Here is a 24992-nt window from a genome sequence, read left to right as displayed (position 1 = left end):
TTGATTTTTATGAATTGGATTTTTATAAATCATGTTTACATGAATGGTTTCTCAGCCAGAGTCATTCCATGAGATGTTTCAGACGGCGGTACTGTTTTGCCAATGGTCAGGGGTAAACAGGAGCGGGAGGATAAAACAAAACGCCAACAACCATCCGCCGTACCGCAGGTTCAGGTTGGCTACTACTCTTTTCAGTCGATCTTTGACACTCAGAAAACCAGATTAAGAATAATCCAGCATCACTACAATTAATGAGGAATACCATATCAACATCCATCTAGTCTCTGTTGTTCAAAAAGATCTCGCGGCGCATCATAGCTAAATACCATTTGTATATAATAATTATCACACCTAATTTATTTAATATATTATTATCACCATAAAACTAATGAAATATAATAAATTTAAGTCTGACGAATATGGGTAAGTAATAGTAATTAAACGCTGAGTGTATTCAACGCCCCTGACTTTTTAGTCCCAAATTGGCAAGTCGCTGTTTTTATAATGCAAATGACGGTATCTAAGCAATCAGTTGGTTAAGTAAGTAAATTAATTCATCATCACATATTTCATGTGATATAATCTTAAAAAATCATTAATCTTATTACAGCAGTGGATTCAGAGCGTCACGGAAGATGGCTAGTAATGGTCAGATCGCGGTTTATATCCTTCACTTTTTTTCTCATCCCCGCTTTATCTCGTGTTGCATCACAGCTTATTTTCCTCGCGGGTATTAACCTAATAGTTTGAACTAATTCATAAAATATCAATCAACTCTAGAAGAGTTTTTCTGATGGATATCTCTGGAGCATGGCATGGACGTTGTAAAACCGGCGCGCAGGCAAAAAAAACCGCTGCGGCTTGGCACCTCAGTAACACTTATGGTTTCTGTGGTTATAATTTCGGTTCTGTTGGCAGTACATACGCTGTTTTTTATCCAAATCAGCCATATTGCACAGAACAATCTCAAAGAAAAATCCTTTGCGGTCGCTCGTACTCTTGCATTATCCCCTATTGTTATCAATGGATTAAGTCACTCAGAGGATAAGGATAAAATTCAATCCTTTGCTGACAGCGTCAGTAAGAGCAACGAACTATTGTTTATCGTCGTCACCGATATGGACGGCATTCGTTACTCGCACCCTAATACTAAAATGATCGGGCGACATTTTATTGGAGACGATCTGCAACCCGCATTGCATGGAGAAGAAAACAGCGCGATTAATCGCGGAACCTTAGTGCCAGCCCTACGTATTTTTACCCCGGTTTATGATGCAGATAATCGACAAATTGGCGTAGTCGCCGTCGGCATTTCGCTGCTCAACATCCAATCAGTTATTCATGAAAATCTTTGGAGCGTTCCTTGGACGATTCTATTCGGAATATTTGTTGGTAGCCTCGGCACCTGGTTTTTAGTCAAGGCATTAAAAAGAATTATGTTTGGCTTTGAACCCTACGAAATATCCAATTTGTTTGAACAGCGTGACGCCATGCTGCAATCGATCAAAGAAGGAGTTATCGCCGTTGATACTCATTGCCGCATCACTCTGGTCAATCACGAAGCCAAACGCTTGTTTAAGCAAAATGGTCCGTTGGAAAACCTTCTGTTGGATAATGCCAGCAAATACTGGCCAGACCGTCTCAATCTCCAACAGGTGCTTACCACAGGTATTGCACGCCGCGATGAGGAAATAGATTTCAACGGCAGTATGTTGCTGGCCAATACCGTCCCAGTCGTGGTGAATGGCGATATAATTGGCGCTATTGCAACTTTTCGCGATAAAACTGAAATCAGCCATTTGATGCAACGTTTAACCGGCATGGTCAATTATGCCGATGCGTTAAGGGCACAAACCCATGAATTTATGAATAAACTTCATGTTATTCTTGGCCTACTGCATATGAAACACTATCCGCAATTAGAAGATTATATTCTGAAAACGGCCGATAATTATCAGGAAGAGATCGGCTCTTTGCTATTTAAAATAAAATCCCCGGTGATCGCAGGCTTTCTGCTGGCGAAGATCAATCGAGCGCGGGATAGGAATATTACATTGCTGGTTAGCGAAGATAGCCGTCTGCCGGATACTGCAGATGAGCAAACCACCGCCACACTCATTACTGTTCTTGGCAATTTGATTGAAAATGCGTTAGATGCCATGTCGGATATGCCGCAGAAAGAAATCAACGTTAGCTTTCATCTGGTCGACGATATCTTGCATTGTGAGGTGAGTGATAATGGGCCGGGCATTACGGTTGATTGCCAATCCCAGATCCTGCAAGAAGGTTTCTCGACAAAAGGAAATGGACGCGGTATTGGATTAACGCTGGTACAGCGAAGCCTAGAAGCCGTAGATGGTACACTTGAATTCGAGTCTGAGGTAGGAAGTCACACTCAGTTCTTTATTAAAATCCCTTATAAAATCAGTGCGGTAAATCATGATTAATGTGTTGATAGTGGACGACGACGCCATGGTGGCCGAGCTGAATAAATGCTATTTAAGTCAGGTCAATGGATTTACCTGTTGCGGTGTAGTGTCATCGCTACAGGCTGCGCGAGAAAGGTTAATGCAGTCCGAAACGCCGATTCATTTGGTACTTTTAGACGTTTTCATGCGACAAGATAATGGGTTAGATTTGCTACCCACACTGCGGGAATTTAGCGAACACACCGACGTTATCGTTATTTCTTCAGCCAGTGACGTCAATACCATAAAGAAAGCCTTGCAGTACGGCGTGGTCGATTACCTGATAAAACCTTTCCAGTTTGCCCGATTTGAAGAGGCGCTGTCGGTTTATCGCCGTCAGCATCGCCTGCTGGAACAGCGCGATAACTATGCCCAATCAGATATAGATAAACTATTGCGCCGAGACAGTCGTAATAATGGTGAGCGGAAAAAACTGCCTAAGGGATTGACTAGTCAGACTTTACGTACCGTTTGCGAATGGATTGTGGCTAACCAGACCAGCGAATTTTCTACTGAACAACTCGCCAATGCTATTGGTGTATCCCGGGTATCCTGTCGTAAATATCTCATCTTCCTGTCAGAAACAGCAGTGTTGAGTATTCACGTTCTCTATGGTGCCACAGGGCGCCCCGTATACCTTTACCGATTAATGCCTGACCAACTTCCGGCGTTACAACAATACTGCGAATAACCCCTATGTAGCAAAAGCCACCGGATACCGTCAGTACCGGTGGCTTTTTCACTCCTGCAATCAGACAATCCATCCTAATAATAACGTCGCACCAATCACCGTTGACGCCCCGCCAATCCGGGTCGCTATTTGGGCAAAAGGCATCAATGACATACGGTTAGAGGCAGAAAGAATGGCCACATCGCCGGTGCCGCCCAGTCCACTATGGCAGCTCGTTACAATGGATGCTTCTACAGGATACATATTGAGATACGGAGCAATAAAGAAGCTAATGGTTGCCATGGAAAGCACCACCGCGCCACACACCACGATATAACCAAACGAGAATACCGCAACAACGCTTTCCAGCGGAACAAACAGCATACCCAAGCCAATCATTAACGGCCAAACCAATGCGGTTGAAACAAACTTGTAGCAGCTGTGAGCACCCAGCTCCATTTTAGCCGGAATGACCTGACAGTATTTGCATAGAACGGCAATCAGGATCATCAAAACTGGGCCTGGAATATGCACCAGCTTTTCAAATAATCCGCCAACGATAAAGAAGGCGCAAATCATTAATAGCCCGCCACCCATCAATTGGAAGTCGGCCTGTTGCGGCCCTTCTTGTGATGTAAATACCGCATTGTCTTCTGCATTGCGAATCAGCATACCCTCACCATTCAGATCTTTACGACGAGAGCCTATTCTGGCCAATACTCCGGCGCAAATAATGGCAAAAATATTACCCACAACTGCCGCTGGAGCCAATTGCGCCACATACACATCTGGAGATTCACCCAAAATCGCCGAGTAAGCTAATGACAGCGGTAATATACCTTCACCGATACCACCACCGATAATTGGTACGATAATAAAGAAGAATGTGTGATAGAAACTATAGCCGAACAGTTTTCCCACCAGTAGACCGGAAGCCACCGCAGCGATAGTTCCCACGACCAATGGAATAAACATCCGCATCATGCCCTGAATCAGTACTACGCGATTCATTCCCAGAATGCTTCCCACGACCAAACAGGCAATAACGAAGTACAGTAAATTGGCCTCTTTCATCAGCAGATGGACAGTATCTAGGGTATTGGTCTGAAATACGCCAAAATAGACTAGAACCGAAGGTACCATCAGACACAGAATAGCTGGCCCACCAATATCTTTCAGTACTGGAATCCGGCGACCAATGTGAGACAGAATAAAGCCAAGCGTCATAATAATGGCCAGGCCGCCAATCATGTTTTTTGGCAAAAGATTAGAATAAGATGACGTAACGACAATGGCAGCAATAGCGATGAATAAAGCCAAAGGTACTGCATTGATATCCCTGTTTGAAATACCACCGAATAACTTCATGGAAAGTGTTTTGGTCCCATTGCTTTCAGCCGCTTCACTATTAGAACAAATTACATCCTGATTTATTCTTTTCATTTTAACCTGCTATTTTTAGAATTCCTGGATAAGATAGAAAAAGGTTACGAGACTTTATTTCATCCCATCGTATATTGTCAGACGATAAAACATCTCACCGACAGCCACTCAATAAAACCCCATTTCGCCCTAGTGTTAACTTGCAGGTAAACTAACACTTTAAAAAAACGAAAAGAACAGTGTTCAATTAACCGTGTAACGTAATTGTGAAACAATCGACAAGTTTAGTTTAAATAAGTTATTTAGCCGTTATGTAATTAAAGTTACTGGCAGGAATTAAAATAGCATGATAGGGGAAGATAAATAATGCGCTAACAATATACCAAATATGAAATAATAAATAAACAATATGTTATCAATCATTATTAGACTTTATATTGCCGTTTATCAATTAGAAAATACAGATTAATTTCACAAAAATATCGGCATCCTACTGTTGGCGCATTAAAACAGCCCCTTTGAACAGCACGACTATTTCAATGATCATGACCGCCATAAGACGGTCAGATTTATCGGCAATAAAACTAATAGCTGAGGTTATTCCTGCGCTTTAGTTAAGGTAAAAACCTGCATCGAAGCGTCTAAAGTATCTGCCTGTTCAGCGAGCGATAGCGTTGCAGCGGAGGCTTCTTCAACCAATGCTGCATTTTGCTGGGCGACTTCTTCTAGTTGCACAATCGCAATATTGACCTGCTCAATCCCACGACTCTGTTCGTCTGACGCAAAAGCAATACTGTCGACCAGATTCTTAACCTGATCAACCTCATTCAGCAGGGTTTTCATATCGTCACCTGACTGTGAGGCCATATCAGAGCCCTCTTTGATTTTGTTCACTGAGTCTTCAATTAACTCTTTTATTTCTTTTGCGGATACTGCACTCCGCTGCGCCAGGTTACGAACCTCGGAGGCTACAACGGCGAAACCTTTGCCTGCCTCACCCGCTCTTGCGGCCTCAACGGCGGCATTTAGCGCCAGAATATTGGTTTGGAAAGAGATGGAGTCAATCACACCAATAATATTGGAGATTTTCTCAGAGCTTTCGTTAATCGCTGAGATTTTCGCCGTTATATCGGTAATATTATTTCCATTTTTGCGCGCCAGCACTGCCATATTATCCGCCATCGCGGTGACGAGTCTGGTGTTGTCGGTGTTCTGTTTAACCGAAGAAGTCAGTTGCTCCATGCTGGCGGCGGTTTGTTCAATCGAAGCCGCCTGCTCTTCCGTTCTGGATGAGAAATCCTGATTACCGGCGGATATCTGCCGCGTCCCAATAGTAATAACGGCGGATGACTCTCTCACTCCTGAAACAATACCTTTCAGCGATTGTTGCATATCGTCCAACGCGGTAAGCAACCCTCCCATTTCGGTAGCCGGCTGTAACGGAATATCACTTGATAAATCACCTCGTGATATTTTTCCAAACAGCTGGCGAGCTTCATTAATCGGGGAAAAAATAATCTGTTTGGCGAATCTGATAGCCATAAAGATTAAGCCTAACGTCAACAATAATGTCCCGCCGATCACCCACATATTTTGCCGATAAGAAGCGGTTACGCCATTGATTTCTTTTTCGCCTAGGTTTTTAGCAAAAGTTTCGAACTCTAACAAACTATTGCGAAAAGCTTCGCCTTTAGGAACAACATTCGGTCCTAGATTGTAATAAGCAGCCACATTGCCATCACGCAATGTTTGCATCATTGGCTTGATGCCATTGTTAATGTAATCGGCATACGTCGTATCAATATTTTTACGTAACCGCCGCCCTTCTGCGGTCAATGACACAATTTTTCCTAAAGCAGCCATGTTTTTTTCAGATGATTTAAGATAATCCTGCGCCTTTAATAAATCGGCCCCTGCTTCTGTCTTCGCTTCCAACAGTAATGCGGCATTTTGCGCGTAAATACGGGTATTTAATAACTCAGAATAGATTAAATATAAAGGCGCCAATTGATCGCCTTGAATACGGTCAATTCTAAACGTTGCACCTTTACTGTTGGTTAAAGCCTGCATGCTAAAACCACTCACCCCAAGCAGCGCAAGGCTAAATACACAAATAATTAAAGATAAACCAACACTTATTCTCATTTTTTTAAACATTAAAAACAAACCCCTGGAGTAATAATATGGGGTACTTATCGGAGGTAAATTGTATTCCTTTAGTTAATTTTCCCGATTTACCGCCATGCGCTTCGAATAAGCATAAATGCAGGCAAATGTATTAACCCAAGTGGAATTTATAAAATAATATAGTAAGGAAAAAGTAGCATCCACAAACACACTATTAGCATGAGAGTAGTTTTGGTGGCAACTAATATGAGAGGATAAATCGAAAACGTGTATACCTTAAGGTAATGAGGTTATTCATTCAATAGACGGATTCGACCGATGAGATCCACGTCTCATTGTCCAACGCAACGGCTGAAATATGCGGTTTAATTGTACTCACAGATAGAACGGGGCAATCTGATACAAACTGCCCCGCAGTAGGAACATAACTCACTGGCTATAAAGGGGATTGTTTATCCCTAAATTAGCTATTTAAAATATTGGCTTATTCAGTCGGCTCCTTCAAACCACGATTGATTAGCATTGGTTCAATACTTGGCGCTTGACCACGCCAGTCAATATACAGTTTTTCCAGATCCTGACTGTTACCCCGAGATAGGATCTTATCACGCAAGCGCTGACCATTTTCCGGCGTTAGTCCACCGCTTTCCAATAAACCAACAAAAGCATCATCGGCTAGCATTTCAGTCCATAAATATGCGTAATAACCTGCAGCATAACCATTACCCCAGATATGTTGGAAATAGCTAGAACGGTAACGTGGAGGGACATAACTCAGATCGATGTTATCTCGCTGTAACGATTTTTTTTCAAACTGATCAACGTCCTGCTCCGGCTGGCTGGCGTTTAACATATGCCAGTTCATATCCAGTAAGGCCGCCGAAAGCAGCTCGGTCATACTGTAGCCTTTATTGAATTTATCGGCTTTCTGAATCTTATCGACTAACTCCTGCGGCATTGGCTCGCCGGTTTTATAATGTTTGGCATAGTTGGCAAACACTTGGGGATCTCTGGCCCAATGTTCGTTTAACTGTGATGGAAACTCGACAAAATCTCGCGCCGTCGCGGTGCCGGACAAGCTTGGGTATCGCTGATCGGCAAAGATGCCATGCAGGGCATGCCCAAACTCATGGAACAGTGTGATGACATCATCATATGACAGCAATGCTGGTTGCCCAGGAGCCGGTTTTGTAAAGTTAGCAACATTATAAATAACCGGTTTGGAACCCAACAATTTCGACTGATCGACAAAATTGCTCATCCAGGCACCACCACCTTTATTATCACGCTTGAAATAATCGGTGTAGAACAACGCCAAAGGCTGACCGTCTTTATCAATAACCTCATAAACCCGAACGTCTGGATGATAAACCGGCAAATCCTTCCTTTCTTTAAAACTAATACCAAACAGTTGATTCGCGGCGTAAAACACACCGTTATTCAACACGTTGCCTAATTCAAAGTAGGGTTTTATTTGTGATTCATCCAGATCATATTTTTCTTTTCTCACCTGTTCCGCATAGAACTTCCAATCTTCTGGCCCCAGCTTAAATCCACCGTTCTGACGATCGATCACCGCTTGAATATCTTTCGCTTCCCGCTCGGCACGCGCGGTCGCAGCCGGTACGATATCACGCATGAAAGTCAGTGCCGTATCAGGAGTTTTTGCCATCTGGTTCTGTAATTTCCAGGCAGCATAATTCGGGAAACCAAGGAGTTGAGCCTGTTCTGCCCGTATTTTCGCCAAACGAGAGACTATCTGGCGAGTGTCATTGGCATCCCCCTGCTCGGCTCGATTCCACGATGCATCAAACAGCGATTTTCGGGTATTTCGGTCGCTAAGGTTTTTTAGCGCCGGCTGCTGGGTGGTATTTTGCAATACCAATAGCCATTGTTTATCCAATTGACGATCGCTGGCAGCCTGCGCCGCTGCAGCTAATTCGCCCTTTGATAGCCCCACTAAAACGGACTTGTCTTTAACTGCCACCGCACCGTTTTTGGTTGCAGCCAAAAGTTTATTGGTAAACTGGGTGCTCAGACCAGCCGCTTCCTGATTTAAAGCTTTAAGTTTGGTTTTATCCTTATCAGATAAATTAGCGCCGGCCAGAACGAAATTATTGTAAGTCACTTCCACCAAACGCTGTGATTCGTCATCCAGACCGAGTTTATCTCGCTGGTTATATACAGTTTTAATTCGATTAAACAGTGCGCTATTCAGCTTGATGGCATCTTCCATAGCTGCCAGCTTTGGCGAGGTTTCTTCATCTATTTTTTGCAGGGCATCACTCGAATTGGCCGATGTCATCGCGCCAAATACGTTCATCACTCGAGTTAAGGTTCTCCCCGACTTCTCCAACGCTACAAAGGTATTTTCAAAGGTAGGCGGTGTGGGATTATTTGCAATAGCATTGACCTCGGCCAAACGTTCGGCAATGCCAAACTCAATCGCCGGCGCATAGTCACTTTCCTTAATAAGATTAAACGGTGGTGCCTGGAAAGGCAGTTTACTCGAGGTAAAGAACGGATTTTGACCGATCCGATTAACTTCATCTTCCAACTGAGGTTTATTTAACTGCCCTTTTGCCGCTATTTCTGTAGCCTGAACCTGCCCGGCGAGTGCCATACTCATCGCTAAAACCAACGTAGATAAACGCATCAAACGTAACTCCTCCATGTTTATGTTTAAGACACTGTTGAACCTTTCTAGCTTAGGCGTCAGAGTGAATACTGGCAAAAAACAAACTATTAATCACACTGTTAGTATTAGTAATACCTTACAAATCGTCAGTCAGTCCAAAGGTTTCCCTTTGCTTATCTCACTTTAGGAATCACTGATACAAAAAAAACGCCCCGCATTATGCGAGGCGCCAGAGTTCCTGATTAAAACTATGCTAACAGGTTAATGAAAGTCTCTTTCTTTCAATGGCTGAATCTTACTATCTAATAAACAGCTAACCGCTTCAATAACCGATTGAGCTTGAATATCCTCAACCTGCCGCCCTTCCCGCAATAAAATATGTGGCACACCCAATGGGTACCAACGTAAATATTTTTCAGGTCGGTTCTCAAATAATGCTACAACCGGAATTTGTAACGCTGCACTTAAATGAATAGGGGCGCTATCTGCCGAAACCACCAAATCCAATTGACTCATGGCGGCTATCATATCGGGTACCGAAGGGGTAGAAAGGCAACGAGCGGGTAAATGAGCCAATTCTTCATCCGTCGGTTTTTCTGCCGGATCGTGGAAAATAAAGAGCTCGGTTTTGGGCTCAAGGCCAATGATTACATCGTGCCATTTCTGCCAACTCCAGCGACGATCGACAGACTTATTTGAAATAAATAATCCAATCCTGGGTTTGTTTTTATCACCAAACCAACTACGCCATTGAGTTTGTAACTGCGGCTTCGGATAGATATAAAGCCGAAGCGTATCGATATCAGTGGATGCCAGCTCAGGTAACAACGTAAATCCAGATAATGACTCATGCTTCATTTGTCGGCTAGCGGCGTGGGACGCGACACGATCGTCAAATTCGCTTTCAGCTGTGTGCCAACGACAATCGGCAACATTTAACTGTCGGACAAACTGGATACTATTTTTACTCACGCCGCCATTGGGGATAATCGCCAAATTAAAACGCAACCGACGTAAACGCCAGATTAGTGCTAAGCGATCTATTAAAGCGTTTAATTTCCCTGGGCGCAGATTTCGCTCACATTGTTTACTGTACACATAGGTATGTACCGCAGCGACGTCCGGATTACGATCCAGTACCGGGGCATTATATTTGTTGGCCAGCACATGAATTTCAGCTTCTGGCCAATGCTGTTTAAGCGCGTGAATCAATGCTGTGGTGCAGACCATATCCCCGAGGAAATCAATTCGGGTCACTAAAATGCGTAACATTTACACGTATCTCATCAGGGAAGATTATCTGGCACATTATTCACCAAATTGTTATTCCCAACAACACTATCGTTTGTCTTTTCGCGTATAAACTGATGAATGTAAAGGAAAGCGCATCTCTCCCGCACAATCTATGCAGTTAATCGCCATACAGAGGACAATTGCCAAACCCAATCCACTCATTGCAAAAAAACTTTTTCCCCAAACGATCGGATTATCTTTCTCGTGGTGACAACCATTGCGACTTATTATTGGCTATACCATGACCTCCAATAACATTCGATTTGAGTCATTACAGCAATATGCTGGTAGCTGGAAAAACAAACTCACCTGCGCAATAGGTTACAAAACATCCAGATTCTGACTTATGGGCGTCGCGCTTATAACAGTGGGACGAGTACAGTGGGATATGGGATTATCTGTCTGGTTGGTATTGTGTGGATTTTTATCTTTTATCAACACATTTAGATTAAGAAACAGTATACAGCTGGCACATTTCAATGGAATGTTAGTCGTTAAACCCGCGCCATTAAGCCAAACCTATTTGATCCCTAAAATGCGGTCACTTTGACTAGAAAAAATCATTGAGCAATAAAATTTTTGCTTCAGATAGGGAAGAGAAGATTATGATGCCACTTAATTTGATGCGTTTCCAAGATTTATTGTATCCACGGAATCGGTTATTTTTAATCGAATGGTCTGGTTTCTCATTACTTCCAATGTCTACATTGCTCATAATACATTCATCCTTAAATTTCTGGCTCAACAGACAAACTGTCTATTCGGCTTTTACCAAACACTCTCTATATCAACTTGAACCGAATTTACCTTAGCGCTATTTATGTTTTAGTGTTCCACTCTAGCGGATAATGATATTTTGATAGAAAATTGCCTACTTATCCCGAAGTAGCACTTCAATCCCCACATTACTCGCCTACTTCCGATAGAATTAACAAATCTGAATCTAAGAATGACGAGGTGCCATACCATGCTAGGACCCTGGATTAATAGTGCGGCAATAATCTTAGGTGGCTTACTGGGCGTCGCTTTAGCACGACATGTTCCATCGCGTTTGCGAGAAGGGTTACCCGCAATTTTTGCTCTCTCTTCTATTTCCATCGGCGTTGTGATGATAATAAAGGTGCAATTCATGCCAGCGGTTATTCTGGCATTGATTCTGGGCACAACTTTTGGCGAACTGTTTAATCTGGAACGTGGAGTAAAACAGGGCGCAGAATTTTTACAGCGCATGCTTTCCAAAGTGATCAAAACGCGCAGTCCCTTACCCGCAGAGGAATTTGCGCAAAGTTTTACCGCGATGATCGTGCTGTTTTGTGCCAGCGGGCTCGGAATTGTCGGTGCATTGACCGAGGGATTAAGCGGGAATTACCAATTACTCTTGGTAAAATCGATGATGGATTTCTTTACAGCAATGATTTTTTCCATCTCTTTGGGAATGGCGCTGATATTTATTGCAGTTCCGCAATTATTGCTTCAGAGCTTACTTTTTGGCCTCGCCGTCTGGATCATGCCCTATATGGATGAAATCGCCTTCGCTGATTTCTCAGCCTGTGGCGGTATTATTATGATCGCAGTTGGATTACGTATTGCCCAGATCAAGATATTCTCCGTAGTTAATTTCTTACCCGCATTACTGTTCGTCGTGCCTTTATCCTATGCATGACGTGCGCTAATGCTATAGTTTCGGTTGATATGAGGTGAGAGATACTCTCACTATCGTCTGAGTGGAATAGCGATAATACCGACCAATATTTTATTACCTGCGGTGCTGTTCCCTATCGCAGGACGAATTTTGATACATTGTATCAACAAATTTCAGTAACAAATTTATTCGCAGCTAGCCTTGTAAAATACGTTTAGCTCATCGCAGACCAATGTTATTGTATTTGCGATGGACGTGAGACAAACCAATCGTATCTAATATTTCAGATAAGCCTTAATGGTACTGCCCGTAAAGCTTTGCCATAGCCTCTGAAATATGTTGATATCAATCTTGGTCTATTTGTCTATGCCAAACTTAACCATATGGGTAACCATCATGCCGTTGGGCAATGAAATAAACATCAGATTTAATGCACGTATGGCGGCAGATCAACGGTGAAACAGGTAAACTCGCGGGCTTTCGGCATCGCATTGATGGTTCATCAACTGCGGCTTCGCCAATAAAAAATATTATTATATTGACCTTATTGGACCGATAAGCAAGAAATAGATAAAGCGCTATTCCTGATCGCGACAACCGGCTTTTCTGATGATAAAATTTATTACCCTATATAGAAATCCAGCTGTATTAAATAATAGGAAATTAAATGTTAGAAATTTTCGATGTCAGCTATGAAGAGCTGATGAATATGCGGTCTGAGGATCTTTACAGACTGAGAAAAAAAACCTTTAAAGATCGCCTACAGTGGGCTGTAAAATGCAGTAACGACATGGAGTTTGACGAATATGATAACCCAAACACTCGTTATCTACTCGGCATATACGGAAGCCAGCTAATTTGCAGCGTGCGTTTTATTGAATTGAACCGGCCGAATATGATAACTCATACTTTTAACGCTCTATTCGACGATATTACTTTACCTGACAATAACTATATCGAATCAAGTCGATTTTTTGTTGATAAAACCCGTGCAAAGTTGCTTTTAGGTAACCGCTATCCTATAAGCTATGTACTCTTCCTCGCCATGATTAATTATACTCGACACCACGGCCATACGGGTATTTACACTATCGTTAGCCGCGCCATGCTGACCATACTTAAGCGCTCTGGCTGGCAGGTCGAGGTTATTAAAGAAGCATTCGTCAGCGAGAAAGAGCGTATTTATCTACTCAATCTCCCAACGGACTTACACAATCAGGCATTGATGGCATCGCAGATAAACGCATTTTTACAGGGGCCAGACTCAGCGCTACGAGCATGGCCAATTTCGCTGCCCGTTATTTCAGAACTGGCTTAATCAATTCCAGTTCAACTCCCAGCCTGATGGCCTGGCGGGCGTTAATCACCCCTAACTTTTTCACCACATTGCCCATGTGATGTTTAACTGTTCGGGGCGTAATGCCCGCAATCAGCGCAATTTCCTGATAGGTTTTACCCATGCTAGCCCAGTGAAGCACCTCATTTTCTCTCGGAGAGAAAATGGCTTTACTCGTGATATCCGCAGGTTTCCCATTCGTAGTACGCACCGTACTTTGTCCAAGCATCAGCATCTGTTCGTGAATATTAATCAGACACATTTGCAACCGCTCTGAATCGTTGATTATCTGAGTTTCTAACTCTTTACCATCACTATGGTCCATAATTAGCGACAACATGGCCAAGTTATTCATGTGATCGTGTAGCACGAAAGTGAATCCATTGACTATGTTATATTTTTTCGACAAAGCGAAAATCTTGGATGATTTCAGATCGGAGAGGATGGTAATATTTTCATCCCACGAAAACGGTGAAGTGCGTTTAAATGCTGTCAGAACAACGGGATCTATATGCTGGTAGTTTTGGCTTCGGTAGATATCAACCCACTCATTTGGATAACTTGACACCATGAATATATCAATGGGATTCTTTTTATCAATCACCATGTAGGTATATCTGGGCGAATTGTAGCTCACTAGCTTTCTGTCGATATAATCCCGTAGAGTCTCAATTATCTTTTCATCATTTTTTACACCAAAAAACATTCTCCTTCTCCCAAAATTTAACTGCATCCCTTTAAATTTCATGTGGTCTTTCTGTCCAAAAGTACAGTATCGGATCACACTTTAGTACAGCTATCGCATCGCGTCTGCATCTGTATAATTTGAAACTTAGTGATTGGGTGATAAAAAAAACCTGACTACACGTAGTCAGGGGGCAATATTAGCCAACACCAGGGAAAAAAATATCTATAACAAAGAAAAATGTTACAGAAGTACATTCGTTTGTGCAAGTTCGGCTTCTGTAGCATTTAATAATACATGTAAATAAACTGTTAAACATTTCATCTTAATCGTTGCAATAACGAACCATCTTATCGATATCAATTCATTTTAGCCGAAAAAAAACGCATATTTCGCTCGGTTTTTATCCTCTATTCATCAATAAGAAATTTTCAGGTAGGGCTAATATAATTTTATCCCAATCCGTATAGCTGTAACTTTTTTGGATGACTTCACTTCACCCTCATGATTATCAGGTAATCTGGTATTCATTGTTGCAATAATGCACAACAAAAAATTTCCCGCACGATAATCTGATTTCCACTAAACAGGTGAATGGCATCTACGTTTGTATTTGGTTCTCAGTATGAGATACACGCGCCATTTGACACTAGCTTCAAAATAGTAAGATAAACTCAGTGATATTGTATTAGAGATCGACCATCGCCGGTTTTGTCTGCAAATGATAGTTTTACTAATCAGATAACTAAACTGAACAAATGCTTCAATCTCTTTACTTTACGTCACCATCATTGGAATGATTAAATTCTTAGTGAATCACATATTCACATTCAATAAAGAATACGTTTTAAATCGCTACCAGCCCGCGTACACCCTGCCGTTCCATTTCACTGCCTATTCCCTGTTGCACAATAGACCCCCGCGACATAACCAGATAACTATCCGCCAATTCGGCGGCAAAATCATAAAACTGCTCCACCAGTAAAATGGCCATATTGCCCTCAGATGAAAGCTGTTTAATCACCTCACCAATTTCTTTAATCACCGAAGGCTGAATACCTTCCGTCGGTTCATCCAATATTAGCAACTTCGGTTTGCAGGCCAGCGCTCGGCCAATGGCGAGTTGTTGCTGCTGGCCACCGGAAAGATCGCCTCCGCGCCGATATTGCATGGATTTCAACACCGGAAACAGCCGATATATCTCTTCGGGAACCTGCTTTGCCTCCCGGGCAGAGAATCGCGATAGCCCCATTAGCAGATTTTCCTCTACCGTTAAACGTGGGAAAATTTCCCTCCCCTGCGGCACATAAGCAATTCCTGCCTGAACCCGCTGGTGCGGTTTGCGCTGAGTGATATTGCGTTGTTGCCAGTTAATACTGCCAGATTTAACCGGCAGCAATCCCATCAGGCATTTCAATAAAGTGCTTTTACCCACGCCGTTGCGTCCCAATAGACAAGTGACTTCACCGATTTGCGCCTCAAAAGAAACGCCGCGCAAAATATGACTGCCGCCGTAATACTGATTCAGTTCGTTAACCTGCAACATATTTTCTCCTTAGCGCCCCAGATAAACATCTATAACCTGCTCGTTGGCCTGAACTTCCCGTAGGGAACCTTCGGCCAGAACCTGCCCTTGATGTAGCACGGTGACGCGATCGGCGATGGTTTCCACAAATCCCATGTCGTGTTCCACTACCATCAACGAGTGCTTCCCGGCAAGGGAGCGAAACAGCTCTGCGGTATATTCGGTTTCTGCATCCGTCATTCCGGCGGCCGGCTCATCCAATAGCAATAAATGTGGTTCTTGCACCAACAGCATGCCGATTTCCAGAAACTGCTTTTGACCATGAGATAACAACCCAGCCAGTCGCATCCGCTCCCTAGACAGCCGCAGCGTGATTAACATTTCGTCGATCCGATCCCGCTGTTCGCTACTGAGTTTTGCCTGCAAGCAGGCCCACACCGACTTATCGGTTTTCTGTGCAATTTCCAGATTTTCAAACACCGTCAGTGCCTCAAACACCGTGGGTTTCTGAAATTTGCGGCCGATACCTTTTTGCGCAATATCTATCGGCTCAAGGTTCGTCAAATCGGTAGACTGATCGTAAAAAGCACGCCCGCTTTGAGGCTTGGTTTTACCGCTAATCACATCCATAAGCGTGGTTTTCCCGGCGCCGTTCGGACCAATGACACAGCGCAACTCCCCCACGCCAATGTTGAGTGTCAAATTGGTTAAGGCCTTAAAACCATCAAAACTGACGTTAATATTTTCTAGCTGTAGAATCGGGTCCGTCAGCTCACGATAACGATCGGCCAAATGCTGGCGGGTAAACAGGGGTTCGCCGGGTTGCATTATTTGTCTCCTTTACGGAATAAACCCATCACGCCGCGCGGTAAAAACAACGTGACGGCGATAAAGATAAAACCGAGGAATAGCTGCCAATATTCAGGTACCGCCATGGTAAAATAGCTTTTAGCTCCATTGACCAGCCCTGCGCCGATAACCGGGCCAATCAGCGTGCCGCGCCCACCCAAGGCAACCCAAATCGCTGCTTCAATGGAATGAGTGGGTGACATTTCACTGGGATTAATGATTCCCACCTGTGGCACGTAAAGTGCACCGGCCAGACCACATAGCACTGCCGAAAGCGTCCACACCAGCAGCTTGAAACCTCGGGGATCGTAACCACAAAATATCAGGCGATTCTCTGCATCACGTACCGCCGTTAATACCCGACCATACTTACTGTGAGCCAACATGAAACCGATGCCCAAACTGCCGACCAACAGAAATACCGTGGCAATAAACAGCCCAATTCGGGTGCCCGTTGCGGTGATTGGCATTCCGAGTAAGGTGGTAAACCCGGTGAAACCGTTATTCCCACCCAAGCCTGTCTCATTGCGGAAAAACAGCAGCATGCCCGCGTAGGTCAGTGCCTGAGTCATGATAGAGAAATAAACGCCTTTGATTTTCGAGCGAAAGGCAAAGAATCCGAAAACCCATGCCAGTGATCCCGGCACCAAAACAATCAGCACCATCGTCCAGGCAAAATGCTGAGTTCCCCACCAAAACCACGGTAAGTGATCCCAAGAAAGAAAGGACATAAACGCCGGTAATCCCTCACCCGCAGCCTGTCGCATCAGATACATTCCCATGGCATACCCCCCCAGAGCGAAGAAAATGCCGTGGCCAAGGGACAGTAATCCCGCATAACCCCAAACCAGATCTAGCGCAATGGCCACTATTGCGTAGCAAAGAATTTTCCCCACCAGCATCAGGGTATAAGTAGAGATATTCAGTGGGTGAGTATTCGGTAACAGTGCGAGAAACGGCAGTGTCACCATGAGTAAAACCATCAGACTGCCCAGTAACCGGGTACTGCGCGGCGCTTTACGGGCAATGGCGGACATGATTGGCTGTCTCATTAGTCGATAACCCTCCCTTTCACGGCAAACAGTCCCTGTGGACGCTTCTGAATAAACAGAATGATTAGCACCAGAATCAGTATTTTCCCTAACACCGCGCCCATCTGCGGCTCCAGAATTTTATTGAAGATCCCGAGTCCGAATGCGGCTGCCACGCTACCAGCCAGCTGCCCCACGCCACCGAGCACCACCACCAGAAACGAGTCAATGATATAACCCTGTCCCAGCTCCGGCCCGACGTTACCCAACTGCGAAAGCGCTACGCCACCCAAGCCCGCGATGCCTGAACCTAGCCCAAAAGCGAGCATATCTATTCGTCCAGTGGGAACGCCACAGCAGGCCGCCATCGCGCGATTTTGTGTCACCGCTCGCACATTCATGCCCAATCGGGTTTTGTTCAGCAACAGCCAGGTGAACAGTAAAACCAGCATGACAAAAACCAATACTGCCAGCCGGTTCAGCGGCAGAACCAAATTCGGCAATACCTGAATACCACCGGACAGCCAGGTCGGATTGGCCACTTCGAGGTTCTGAGCACCGAACAGCATCCGTACAGCCTGAATCAATATCAGGCTAATACCCCAAGTCGCTAACAAAGTTTCCAGTGGACGACCGTATAAATGACGAATAATGGTGCGCTCCAGCACCATGCCAATGCTGCCGGTAATCGCAAAGGCCACGGGTAGCGCCACTACCGGATAATAAGCCAGCCAGTTGGGCGCAAATTGTTGAAATCCCCCCTGCACCAGCCAGGCCGAGTAGGCTCCCAGCATGAGCATTTCGCCGTGGGCCATATTAATCACGCCCAACAAACCGTAGGTAATGGCCAACCCCAACGCAGCCAGCAGTAGAATGGAGCCAAGCGAAAGCCCCATAAAAACCTGTCCGAGAATGTCTCCTAGCATCAACCGATAGTGTATTTTCATCAGGCTGTCGGCGGCAGCGGCACGCACTTCGGGATCGCTTTCCCGCTGATTATCGGCCAAAGGTGTCAGCCACGCCTGTGCGGAAGGATCGCCGGAATATCCCAGTAAAGTTACCGCATGACGTCGCGTTGCGGCATCCGGACTGGCTAGTTGCAACCGAGCCAACGCCACCTCCAGCGCATCACGCACACCGCTGTCGCTTTCCAGACGCAAACGCTGTTGCAATAGCGGTAATAATTCAGGATCGGCGTGGCTTTGTAAGGCTAGCGCCGCGTTTAACCTGTCATTGACGCGGTCATTGACCAATTGATGACTTGCTAGCGCGCTCCCCGCCAATACCCGTAGGCGGTTAGTCAGACGGATTTTTTGGGTTTCCCCTACCGGCGTTTTTGCTTCACCAAGCGGAACCAAAACCGTACCCGTTTCGCTAAAGGGCTGCTGATGCCGATCGACCACCAGTTTTTCCTGCACTAGCGCCTTCAGCAACGGAATGCGAACCTTCTGCGGTGCCACGGCCCAACTTTGCAGTAATTTAACCTGTTGAGTGCGATTCGCCGCCGCAAAATCCTCGCTGTCTCCCGCTTTAGCGAAACAGGGCAGTAGCCAGACGACCAAAAACAGACATCGGAATACGTGAGCAGGTGTCATGGTTATTTTCTCCCTGAAAGGATATCCCCCTCCCGCAGTGGGAGGAGCGACCTTGACGGTGACAAAATCAGTTGGCGCTGGTTTTTACCGGCGTATCTGGTTTTTTATCGTTACTGGCCATAAACGGGCTCCACGGCTGAGCTCGCACGGGTTTATTCGTCTGCCACACCACGTTGAACTGACCGTTACTTTCGATTTCACCGATCATGACCGGTTTGTGCAGATGATGGTTGCTGGCATCCATGGTGAGCGTAAAGCCCGACGGCGCATTGAACGTTTGCCCAGCCATTGCCGCACGGACTTTATCCACATCGGTGCTGCCCGCTTTGTCTACCGCCTGCGCCCACATATGGAGACCCACATAGGTCGCCTCCATCGGATCGTTAGTCACGGCGGTGTCCGCATTAGGCAATTTGTGCGCCTTGGCATAGGCTTTCCATTGAGTCACAAAGGCTTTATTGGCTGGATTGTCCACCGACTCAAAATAGTTCCACACCGCCAGATTCCCCACCAGAGACCGGGTATCAATCCCCCGCAGTTCCTCTTCGCCAACCGAGAAGGCCATCACCGGTACCGCCGTGGCTTTCAACCCTTGATTAGCCAGTTCTTTATAAAAAGGTACGTTGGAGTCGCCGTTAATGGTGGAAATAACCGCAGTTTTGCCACCGGCTGAGAATTTTTTGATATCTGAAACGATGGTCTGATAGTCGCTGTAGCCAAACGGGGTATACACCTCGGCAATATCTTTGTCCTGAATGCCTTTAGAATGTAGGAAGGCGCGTAGAATTTTGTTGGTCGTGCGCGGATAAACGTAGTCGGTTCCCAATAGGAAGAAACGTTTTGCCGCACCGCCGTCTTCGCTCATCATGTATTCCACTCCGGGAATAGCCTGTTGGTTAGGCGCTGCGCCGGTATAGAATATGTTTGGCGACATTTCCTCCCCCTCATATTGCACCGGATAGAACAGCAGTCCGTTCAGTTCTTCAAATACCGGCAGCACTGACTTTCGTGACACCGACGTCCAGGCACCAAAGACTACGGCCACTTTGTCTTGAGTCAGCAACTGACGGGCTTTTTCCGCGAACAGCGGCCAGTTGGAGGCGGGATCAACCACGACGGGCTCCAGTTTCTTGCCCAATACGCCGCCTTTGGCATTGATCTCGTCAATGGTCATTAAAGCCACGTCTTTCAGTGGCGTCTCGGAAATGGCCATGGTGCCGGATAGGGAATGCATAATTCCCACTTTGATGGTGTCGACGGCCTGAGCGCTAAAAGCCAGCCCGACGCTGATAACCGATGCGGATAACGCCAACGCTTTAATAAAGATACGATGTTGCATAATATTCACCCCTGAAAAGTCTGCTAAGAACATTAATTAACCCAATTTCTCCTGCCGCGCTTGATGCAGCATATGGAGCGTAATTTGACGCACTTCTTTCTGACTGACGTAAATGTGACGGTGTAACAGATCCTGAGCCTCTTGCCGTTGGCGGTTTAAAATAGCGAGCAGAATCTGACCGTGCTCGGCGTAAGTCGCACTGATGCGCGAGCGCTGAGTAAAATCCAGACGTCGCACAATACGAATCTTGTCGGTAATATCCCGATGAACCCGCGCCATCTCAGGGTTTCCCGCACCATCCAATAACGCCATATGGAAAGCCTCATCCTGAGATGCCACCTCTTTGGCTTTCAGCGTCTGTGGATCATCAATCCAGAATTGAGCCAAACGCTGTAACTGCGGCGGGCAAACTGCCGACGGTAAAGCGCACAACCGTTTCACCGCCTCTAGCTCCAGCACAATTCGCAGGTCGTACAGCGCCTCCAGATAATCAAAATCCACCGCTTTGATTTGCCATCCACTGCGCGGTTGAACGTCCACGTAGCCCTCTTGTTCCAATGCATACAGCGCCTGACGTACCGGTGTCCGGCTGGCATTCATTCGCACCGCTACCTCGTTCTCGCTAAAACGATCGCCGGGTAATAGCTGAAAATCGAAGATTTCTTGCTTCAGTAAGCGGTAAACCCGTTCGGCTATTCCTTCCGGCTCTGGCTGATTTTTGGCGATCGACATCATTCGGAGTCTCCGATTTTGGCAATAATGCTCACCTTCAACTGGCGATATCCAGCCACAGCAACGCATCCCCCGGCCCGACGGCCCGCCCTTGCTGACAGTGAATTCTTATCACCATGCCGTCGTAGGGCGCGGCGACCATCAGCTCCATCTTCATGGCTTCCACGACAATCAACGGCTCTCCTTGCTTCACCCATTGCCCCGGTTCCACCAGAATTTTCCAGATATTGCCGTTCAGGTCGGCGCTGACCAAATGGCCATCCGGGTCTTCGGCTACCTCTTCCTCTGCCAGCATCGCGTTTTCGACCGCGGCGCTTTCCTGTGCCTGCCAATGGGCCACTTCCCCATTGAATGCCTGCTGCTGGCGCCGACGAAATGCCGCAATATCGTCGGCGTTCTCCATTAAAAATCGGCGATAAGTGGCAAAATCAAATTCAACCTCTTCAATTCGTACTTGCGCTCTCCCCTCGCGAAACTCGCGACGAAACTCAGTGAGTTCTTCTTCCGTTACCGGATAAAATCGCACCTGATCGAAGAATTTCAGCAGCCAAGGTTCATCACCAAATTGCTCGTTTTTTAGGAATTTGTTCCAAATTGGCAGCGTACGACCAACTAATTGATAGCCACCGGGGGAATCTATACCGTAGATGCACATATACATCCCGCCAATCCCTACGGTGCCTTCTGCCGTCCAGGTACGTGCGGGGTTATATTTGGAACTGAGTAAACGATGGCGAGGATCAAGAGGAACGGCGCAGGGGGCACCGAGATACACATCTCCCAATCCCAGAATCAGATAGCTGGCGGCGAACAGAATTTGCTTCACCTTTTCCCGACTGGATAACCCATTGGCACGCTGAATGAAATCAACGTTATTTGGCAACCACGGCGCTTCGGCACGCACGGTTTGCTGATAACGCTCGGTCGCCGCCAGAGTGGCACTATCTTCAAACGCCATGGGCAGATGCACGATGCGGGACGGTATTTTTAGCGAATTTACGTCTCCCAACGTTTGTTCCACGCTCAGCAACTGCGCCATCAGTTGGCTTTGCGTCAAGCGCTGACTGTCGTAACGCACCTGGAGCGAGCGAACCCCCGGAGACAACTCTTCAATACCCGTTATTTCACTTTGGGTAATTGCCTGCATCAGCAGATAAACCCTCAAACGCAACGCTAAGTCCAGCAGGTTATCGCCGTATTCAATCAAAATGTAGTTATCGCCGGCCTGACGATAAATCACCGCAGGACATTGATTCTGTTCCGGTAATTCCGCCAGTATCGCGGTACTTCGCAGATGTATTGGTTCAATAATCGGTGATACTTTTCCCGTTACGCCTGGCGCCGAAATGGCCTGTAAATTAGCCAACGCCACGTCCTGTGCTAACGCCAGAGACTGCGCCTGCTCAAACGTCATCGCGTGAAAACGGATTCGGTCGCCCGGTTTAACCTGCCCTACTTTCCACAGCTCGGCTTTAGCAATGGTCACCGGACACACAAAACCACCGAGGCTGGGCCCATCCTGAGTCAAAATCACCGGAAAATCGCCGGTGAAATTCACTGAGCCGATGGCATATTCGCAATCATGGACATTTGACGGATGTAACCCGGCCTCGCCACCGTTAGCTCTTGCCCATTCGGGCTTAGGCCCCACCAGCCGCACCCCTAAACGATTTGAGTTGTAGTGCACCTGCCATTCACTGGCGAAGAAGGTTTCCATCGATGCGGCAGTGAATAAATCAGGCGCACCGTGAGGCCCGTTCAGCACGCCAATCTCCCACAGGTCACCGTACTGCGGGATCAGGGCTGGCTCCGGTATTTGCGGCAGTGCAATAGGCGCGGGAGTGGTACAGGCCGCCAGATCGAGCCGAGATATCGGCAGTACATCCGCCACGCGCAGGGTACGCCCGGCGTGACCACCAAACTGCCCCAAAGCAAACGTCGAGCGGCTACCAAGATAAACCGGTACATCTAGGCCGTAACGTACCGCGAGATAGGTACGACAGCCGCGAGTGGCTCGCCCCAGCGTCAGGATTTGCCCTGCTTTAACGATCAGCGGCTGCCAATAGGGAACGGCACGACCATCAAGCGCCGCTGGACAGTCGGCTCCGGTCAAAGCGATGGTGGCATCACAATGAAAACGCAGGGTTGGGCCTTGCAGAGTAAACTCCATTCCTGCCGCTGATGGATGATTCCCGACGATACGATTTGCCAAACGAAAAGCGAAATCATCCATCGGACCAGAAGGAGGAACGCCGATATCCCAATACCCCACTCGCCCCGGACTGTCCTGCACGCTGCTCCAGGTACCCGGTTCCAACACTTCGATGCTGTGAGCCTGATACACCACGCTATCCAGCAGACGCGTCCACATCACGCCAGCCTTAAATTCGGGGAGTTCGATAATCTGCCGCAGGTAATCGAGATTGGTCGGAATACCATGCAAGCGTGTCGCATTTAGTGCAATTGCTAGCCACTCCAGCGCTTGCTGGCGATCCTTACCGTGGACAATAATTTTGGCGATCATGGGATCGTAAAACGCGCTGACTTCGCTTCCGCTGCTAACCCAGCTATCAACACGTACATTTTCTGGGAAACAGACTTCGGTCAGTATTCCGGGCGCTGGCTGGAAATTTTTCAGCGCGTCTTCGGCATACAAACGGACTTCAATGGATGCGCCGCACGGTGGCTGAACCATGCGTTCCCAATCCAGCGCGTCACCCGCCGCGATTTTCAACATGCATTCAATCAAATCCAGCCCTGTGACGCTTTCTGTCACCGGATGTTCTACCTGCAACCGGGTATTTACTTCCAGAAAATAAAACGCATCGCTGGCCGCATCGTAAATAAACTCCACGGTTCCGGCACTGCGATAATTAACGGACTCCCCCAAGGCAATGGCAGAGGCATACAACGCTTCTCGCGTGGCCTGCGGTAAATTCGGTGCCGGAGTTTCCTCAACAACTTTCTGATTGCGCCGCTGAAGCGAGCAATCCCGTTCTCCCAATGCCACCACCCTGCCTTTTCCATCGCCTAAAATTTGCACTTCCAGATGACGAGCTCGGTCGATAAAACGCTCGATAAATACGCCATCGTCGCTGAAAAACTGCTGCCCCATACGCTTAACGCTATCCCACGCGGCTATCAGAGCCACTTCGTTATCGCAGCGCATCAGCCCGATGCCTCCGCCACCTGCGGTGGTTTTTAGCATCACCGGATATCCGATTTCCTCCGCCGCCCCTTGTGCTTCCCGCAGGGTTCTCAGCAATGACGTTCCGGGCGTCATCGGCATGGCTACCGCAGCGGCCAAGTCGCGAGCTCGATGTTTCAAGCCAAAGCTGGCCATTTGTTCCGCCGTGGGGCCGATAAAGACAATGCCAGCGTCTTCGCAGGCCTGAGCAAATTCGGCACGTTCAGACAAAAAACCATATCCGGGGAAAATCGCTTCAGCGCCACTTTGTCTGGCCGCCGCAAGGATTTTGTCGATATCCAGATAGCTGTCACTGGCTTTGTCCCCACCCAGTGCCACGGCAATATCCGCATCAATAACGTGCTGGGCATTAGCATCCACATCGGAATACACCGCCACGCTGGCTATCCCCATTTTTTTTAGCGTTCGAATCGCACGAACGGCTATTTCGCCACGGTTGGCAATTAAAACCGAATTAAACATATAGCCTCC

The 24992-nt window shown here is 46.5% G+C and carries 16 protein-coding genes; 4 read left to right on the top strand and 12 right to left on the bottom strand.

The features are described 5' to 3' along the window. Window positions 1–815 precede the first annotated feature (815 nt). Both AD970_RS07020 and dcuR read left to right on the top strand, forming a co-directional pair. A complete protein-coding gene (locus tag AD970_RS07020) occupies window positions 816–2447 on the top strand; it encodes a sensor histidine kinase (protein ID WP_049597594.1) in 1632 nt (543 codons plus the stop codon). Next, complete coding sequence (gene dcuR, locus AD970_RS07015) at window positions 2440–3159, top strand: two-component system response regulator DcuR (protein ID WP_049597593.1); 720 nt, start codon at window positions 2440–2442, stop codon at window positions 3157–3159. The genes AD970_RS07020 and dcuR overlap by 8 nt, the downstream gene beginning before the upstream one ends. A gap of 60 nt (window positions 3160–3219) precedes the next feature. On the opposite strand, the gene AD970_RS07010 is transcribed toward dcuR, so the two are convergent. The 4 genes from AD970_RS07010 to AD970_RS06995 form a co-directional block, all read right to left on the bottom strand. After that, complete coding sequence (locus AD970_RS07010; RefSeq protein ID WP_049597592.1) at window positions 3220–4581, bottom strand: 2-hydroxycarboxylate transporter family protein; 1362 nt, start codon at window positions 4579–4581, stop codon at window positions 3220–3222. Between the two features lie 537 nt (window positions 4582–5118). After that, complete coding sequence (locus tag AD970_RS07005) at window positions 5119–6678, bottom strand: methyl-accepting chemotaxis protein (protein WP_049597591.1); 1560 nt, start codon at window positions 6676–6678, stop codon at window positions 5119–5121. 454 nt (window positions 6679–7132) lie between these two features. After that, window positions 7133–9304, bottom strand: coding sequence for a peptidyl-dipeptidase Dcp (dcp, locus tag AD970_RS07000; protein ID WP_049597590.1), 2172 nt, complete (start codon window positions 9302–9304; stop codon window positions 7133–7135). A 243-nt stretch (window positions 9305–9547) separates the two neighbouring features. Next, window positions 9548–10558, bottom strand: coding sequence for a glycosyltransferase family 9 protein (locus AD970_RS06995; RefSeq protein ID WP_049597589.1), 1011 nt, complete (start codon window positions 10556–10558; stop codon window positions 9548–9550). A gap of 988 nt (window positions 10559–11546) precedes the next feature. Between AD970_RS06995 and AD970_RS06990 the strand changes: the two genes are divergently transcribed. Further along, the gene (locus AD970_RS06990) at window positions 11547–12242 is read left to right on the top strand and encodes a DUF554 domain-containing protein (protein ID WP_049597588.1); all 696 of its coding nucleotides are present in this window, start codon (window positions 11547–11549) and stop codon (window positions 12240–12242) included. A gap of 646 nt (window positions 12243–12888) precedes the next feature. Next, on the top strand, window positions 12889–13539 hold the full coding sequence (locus AD970_RS06985) for an acyl-homoserine-lactone synthase (RefSeq protein WP_049597587.1): 651 nt from the start codon (window positions 12889–12891) through the stop codon (window positions 13537–13539). Here the strand turns inward: AD970_RS06985 and AD970_RS06980 are convergent. The 8 genes from AD970_RS06980 to uca all read right to left on the bottom strand — a co-directional run bounded on the left by AD970_RS06980 (window position 13520) and on the right by uca (window position 24983). Beyond that, entirely contained in the window at window positions 13520–14263 is a 744-nt protein-coding gene (locus AD970_RS06980; RefSeq protein WP_049597724.1) for a LuxR family transcriptional regulator, read from the bottom strand. The two genes, AD970_RS06985 and AD970_RS06980, sit on opposite strands and share 20 nt — an antisense overlap. Before the next feature lie 826 nt (window positions 14264–15089). Beyond that, a complete protein-coding gene (urtE, locus tag AD970_RS06975) occupies window positions 15090–15788 on the bottom strand; it encodes an urea ABC transporter ATP-binding subunit UrtE (RefSeq protein WP_049597586.1) in 699 nt (232 codons plus the stop codon). 9 nt (window positions 15789–15797) lie between these two features. Next, on the bottom strand, window positions 15798–16595 hold the full coding sequence (urtD, locus tag AD970_RS06970) for an urea ABC transporter ATP-binding protein UrtD (protein ID WP_049597585.1): 798 nt from the start codon (window positions 16593–16595) through the stop codon (window positions 15798–15800). Next, the gene (gene urtC / locus AD970_RS06965) at window positions 16595–17668 is read right to left on the bottom strand and encodes an urea ABC transporter permease subunit UrtC (RefSeq protein ID WP_049597584.1); all 1074 of its coding nucleotides are present in this window, start codon (window positions 17666–17668) and stop codon (window positions 16595–16597) included. Before urtC ends, urtD begins: the two co-directional genes overlap by 1 nt. After that, a complete protein-coding gene (urtB, locus tag AD970_RS06960) occupies window positions 17668–19242 on the bottom strand; it encodes an urea ABC transporter permease subunit UrtB (RefSeq protein WP_049597583.1) in 1575 nt (524 codons plus the stop codon). The genes urtC and urtB overlap by 1 nt, the downstream gene beginning before the upstream one ends. A 67-nt stretch (window positions 19243–19309) precedes the next feature. Continuing rightward, entirely contained in the window at window positions 19310–20581 is a 1272-nt protein-coding gene (gene urtA / locus AD970_RS06955) for an urea ABC transporter substrate-binding protein (protein ID WP_049597723.1), read from the bottom strand. A gap of 36 nt (window positions 20582–20617) precedes the next feature. After that, window positions 20618–21313 (bottom strand): GntR family transcriptional regulator, encoded by a 696-nt coding sequence (locus AD970_RS06950; protein ID WP_049597722.1) that lies wholly within the window; start codon window positions 21311–21313, stop codon window positions 20618–20620. 37 nt (window positions 21314–21350) lie between these two features. Next, entirely contained in the window at window positions 21351–24983 is a 3633-nt protein-coding gene (uca, locus tag AD970_RS06945) for an urea carboxylase (protein ID WP_049597582.1), read from the bottom strand. Between the last annotated feature and the right edge of the window lie 9 nt (window positions 24984–24992).

This window comes from Yersinia nurmii (assembly GCF_001112925.1).
Taxonomy (GTDB): Bacteria; Pseudomonadota; Gammaproteobacteria; order Enterobacterales; family Enterobacteriaceae; genus Yersinia; species Yersinia nurmii.
The sequence above is the reverse complement of the archived record's forward strand: the minus strand, read 5'-3'. Positions and strand labels throughout refer to the sequence as shown.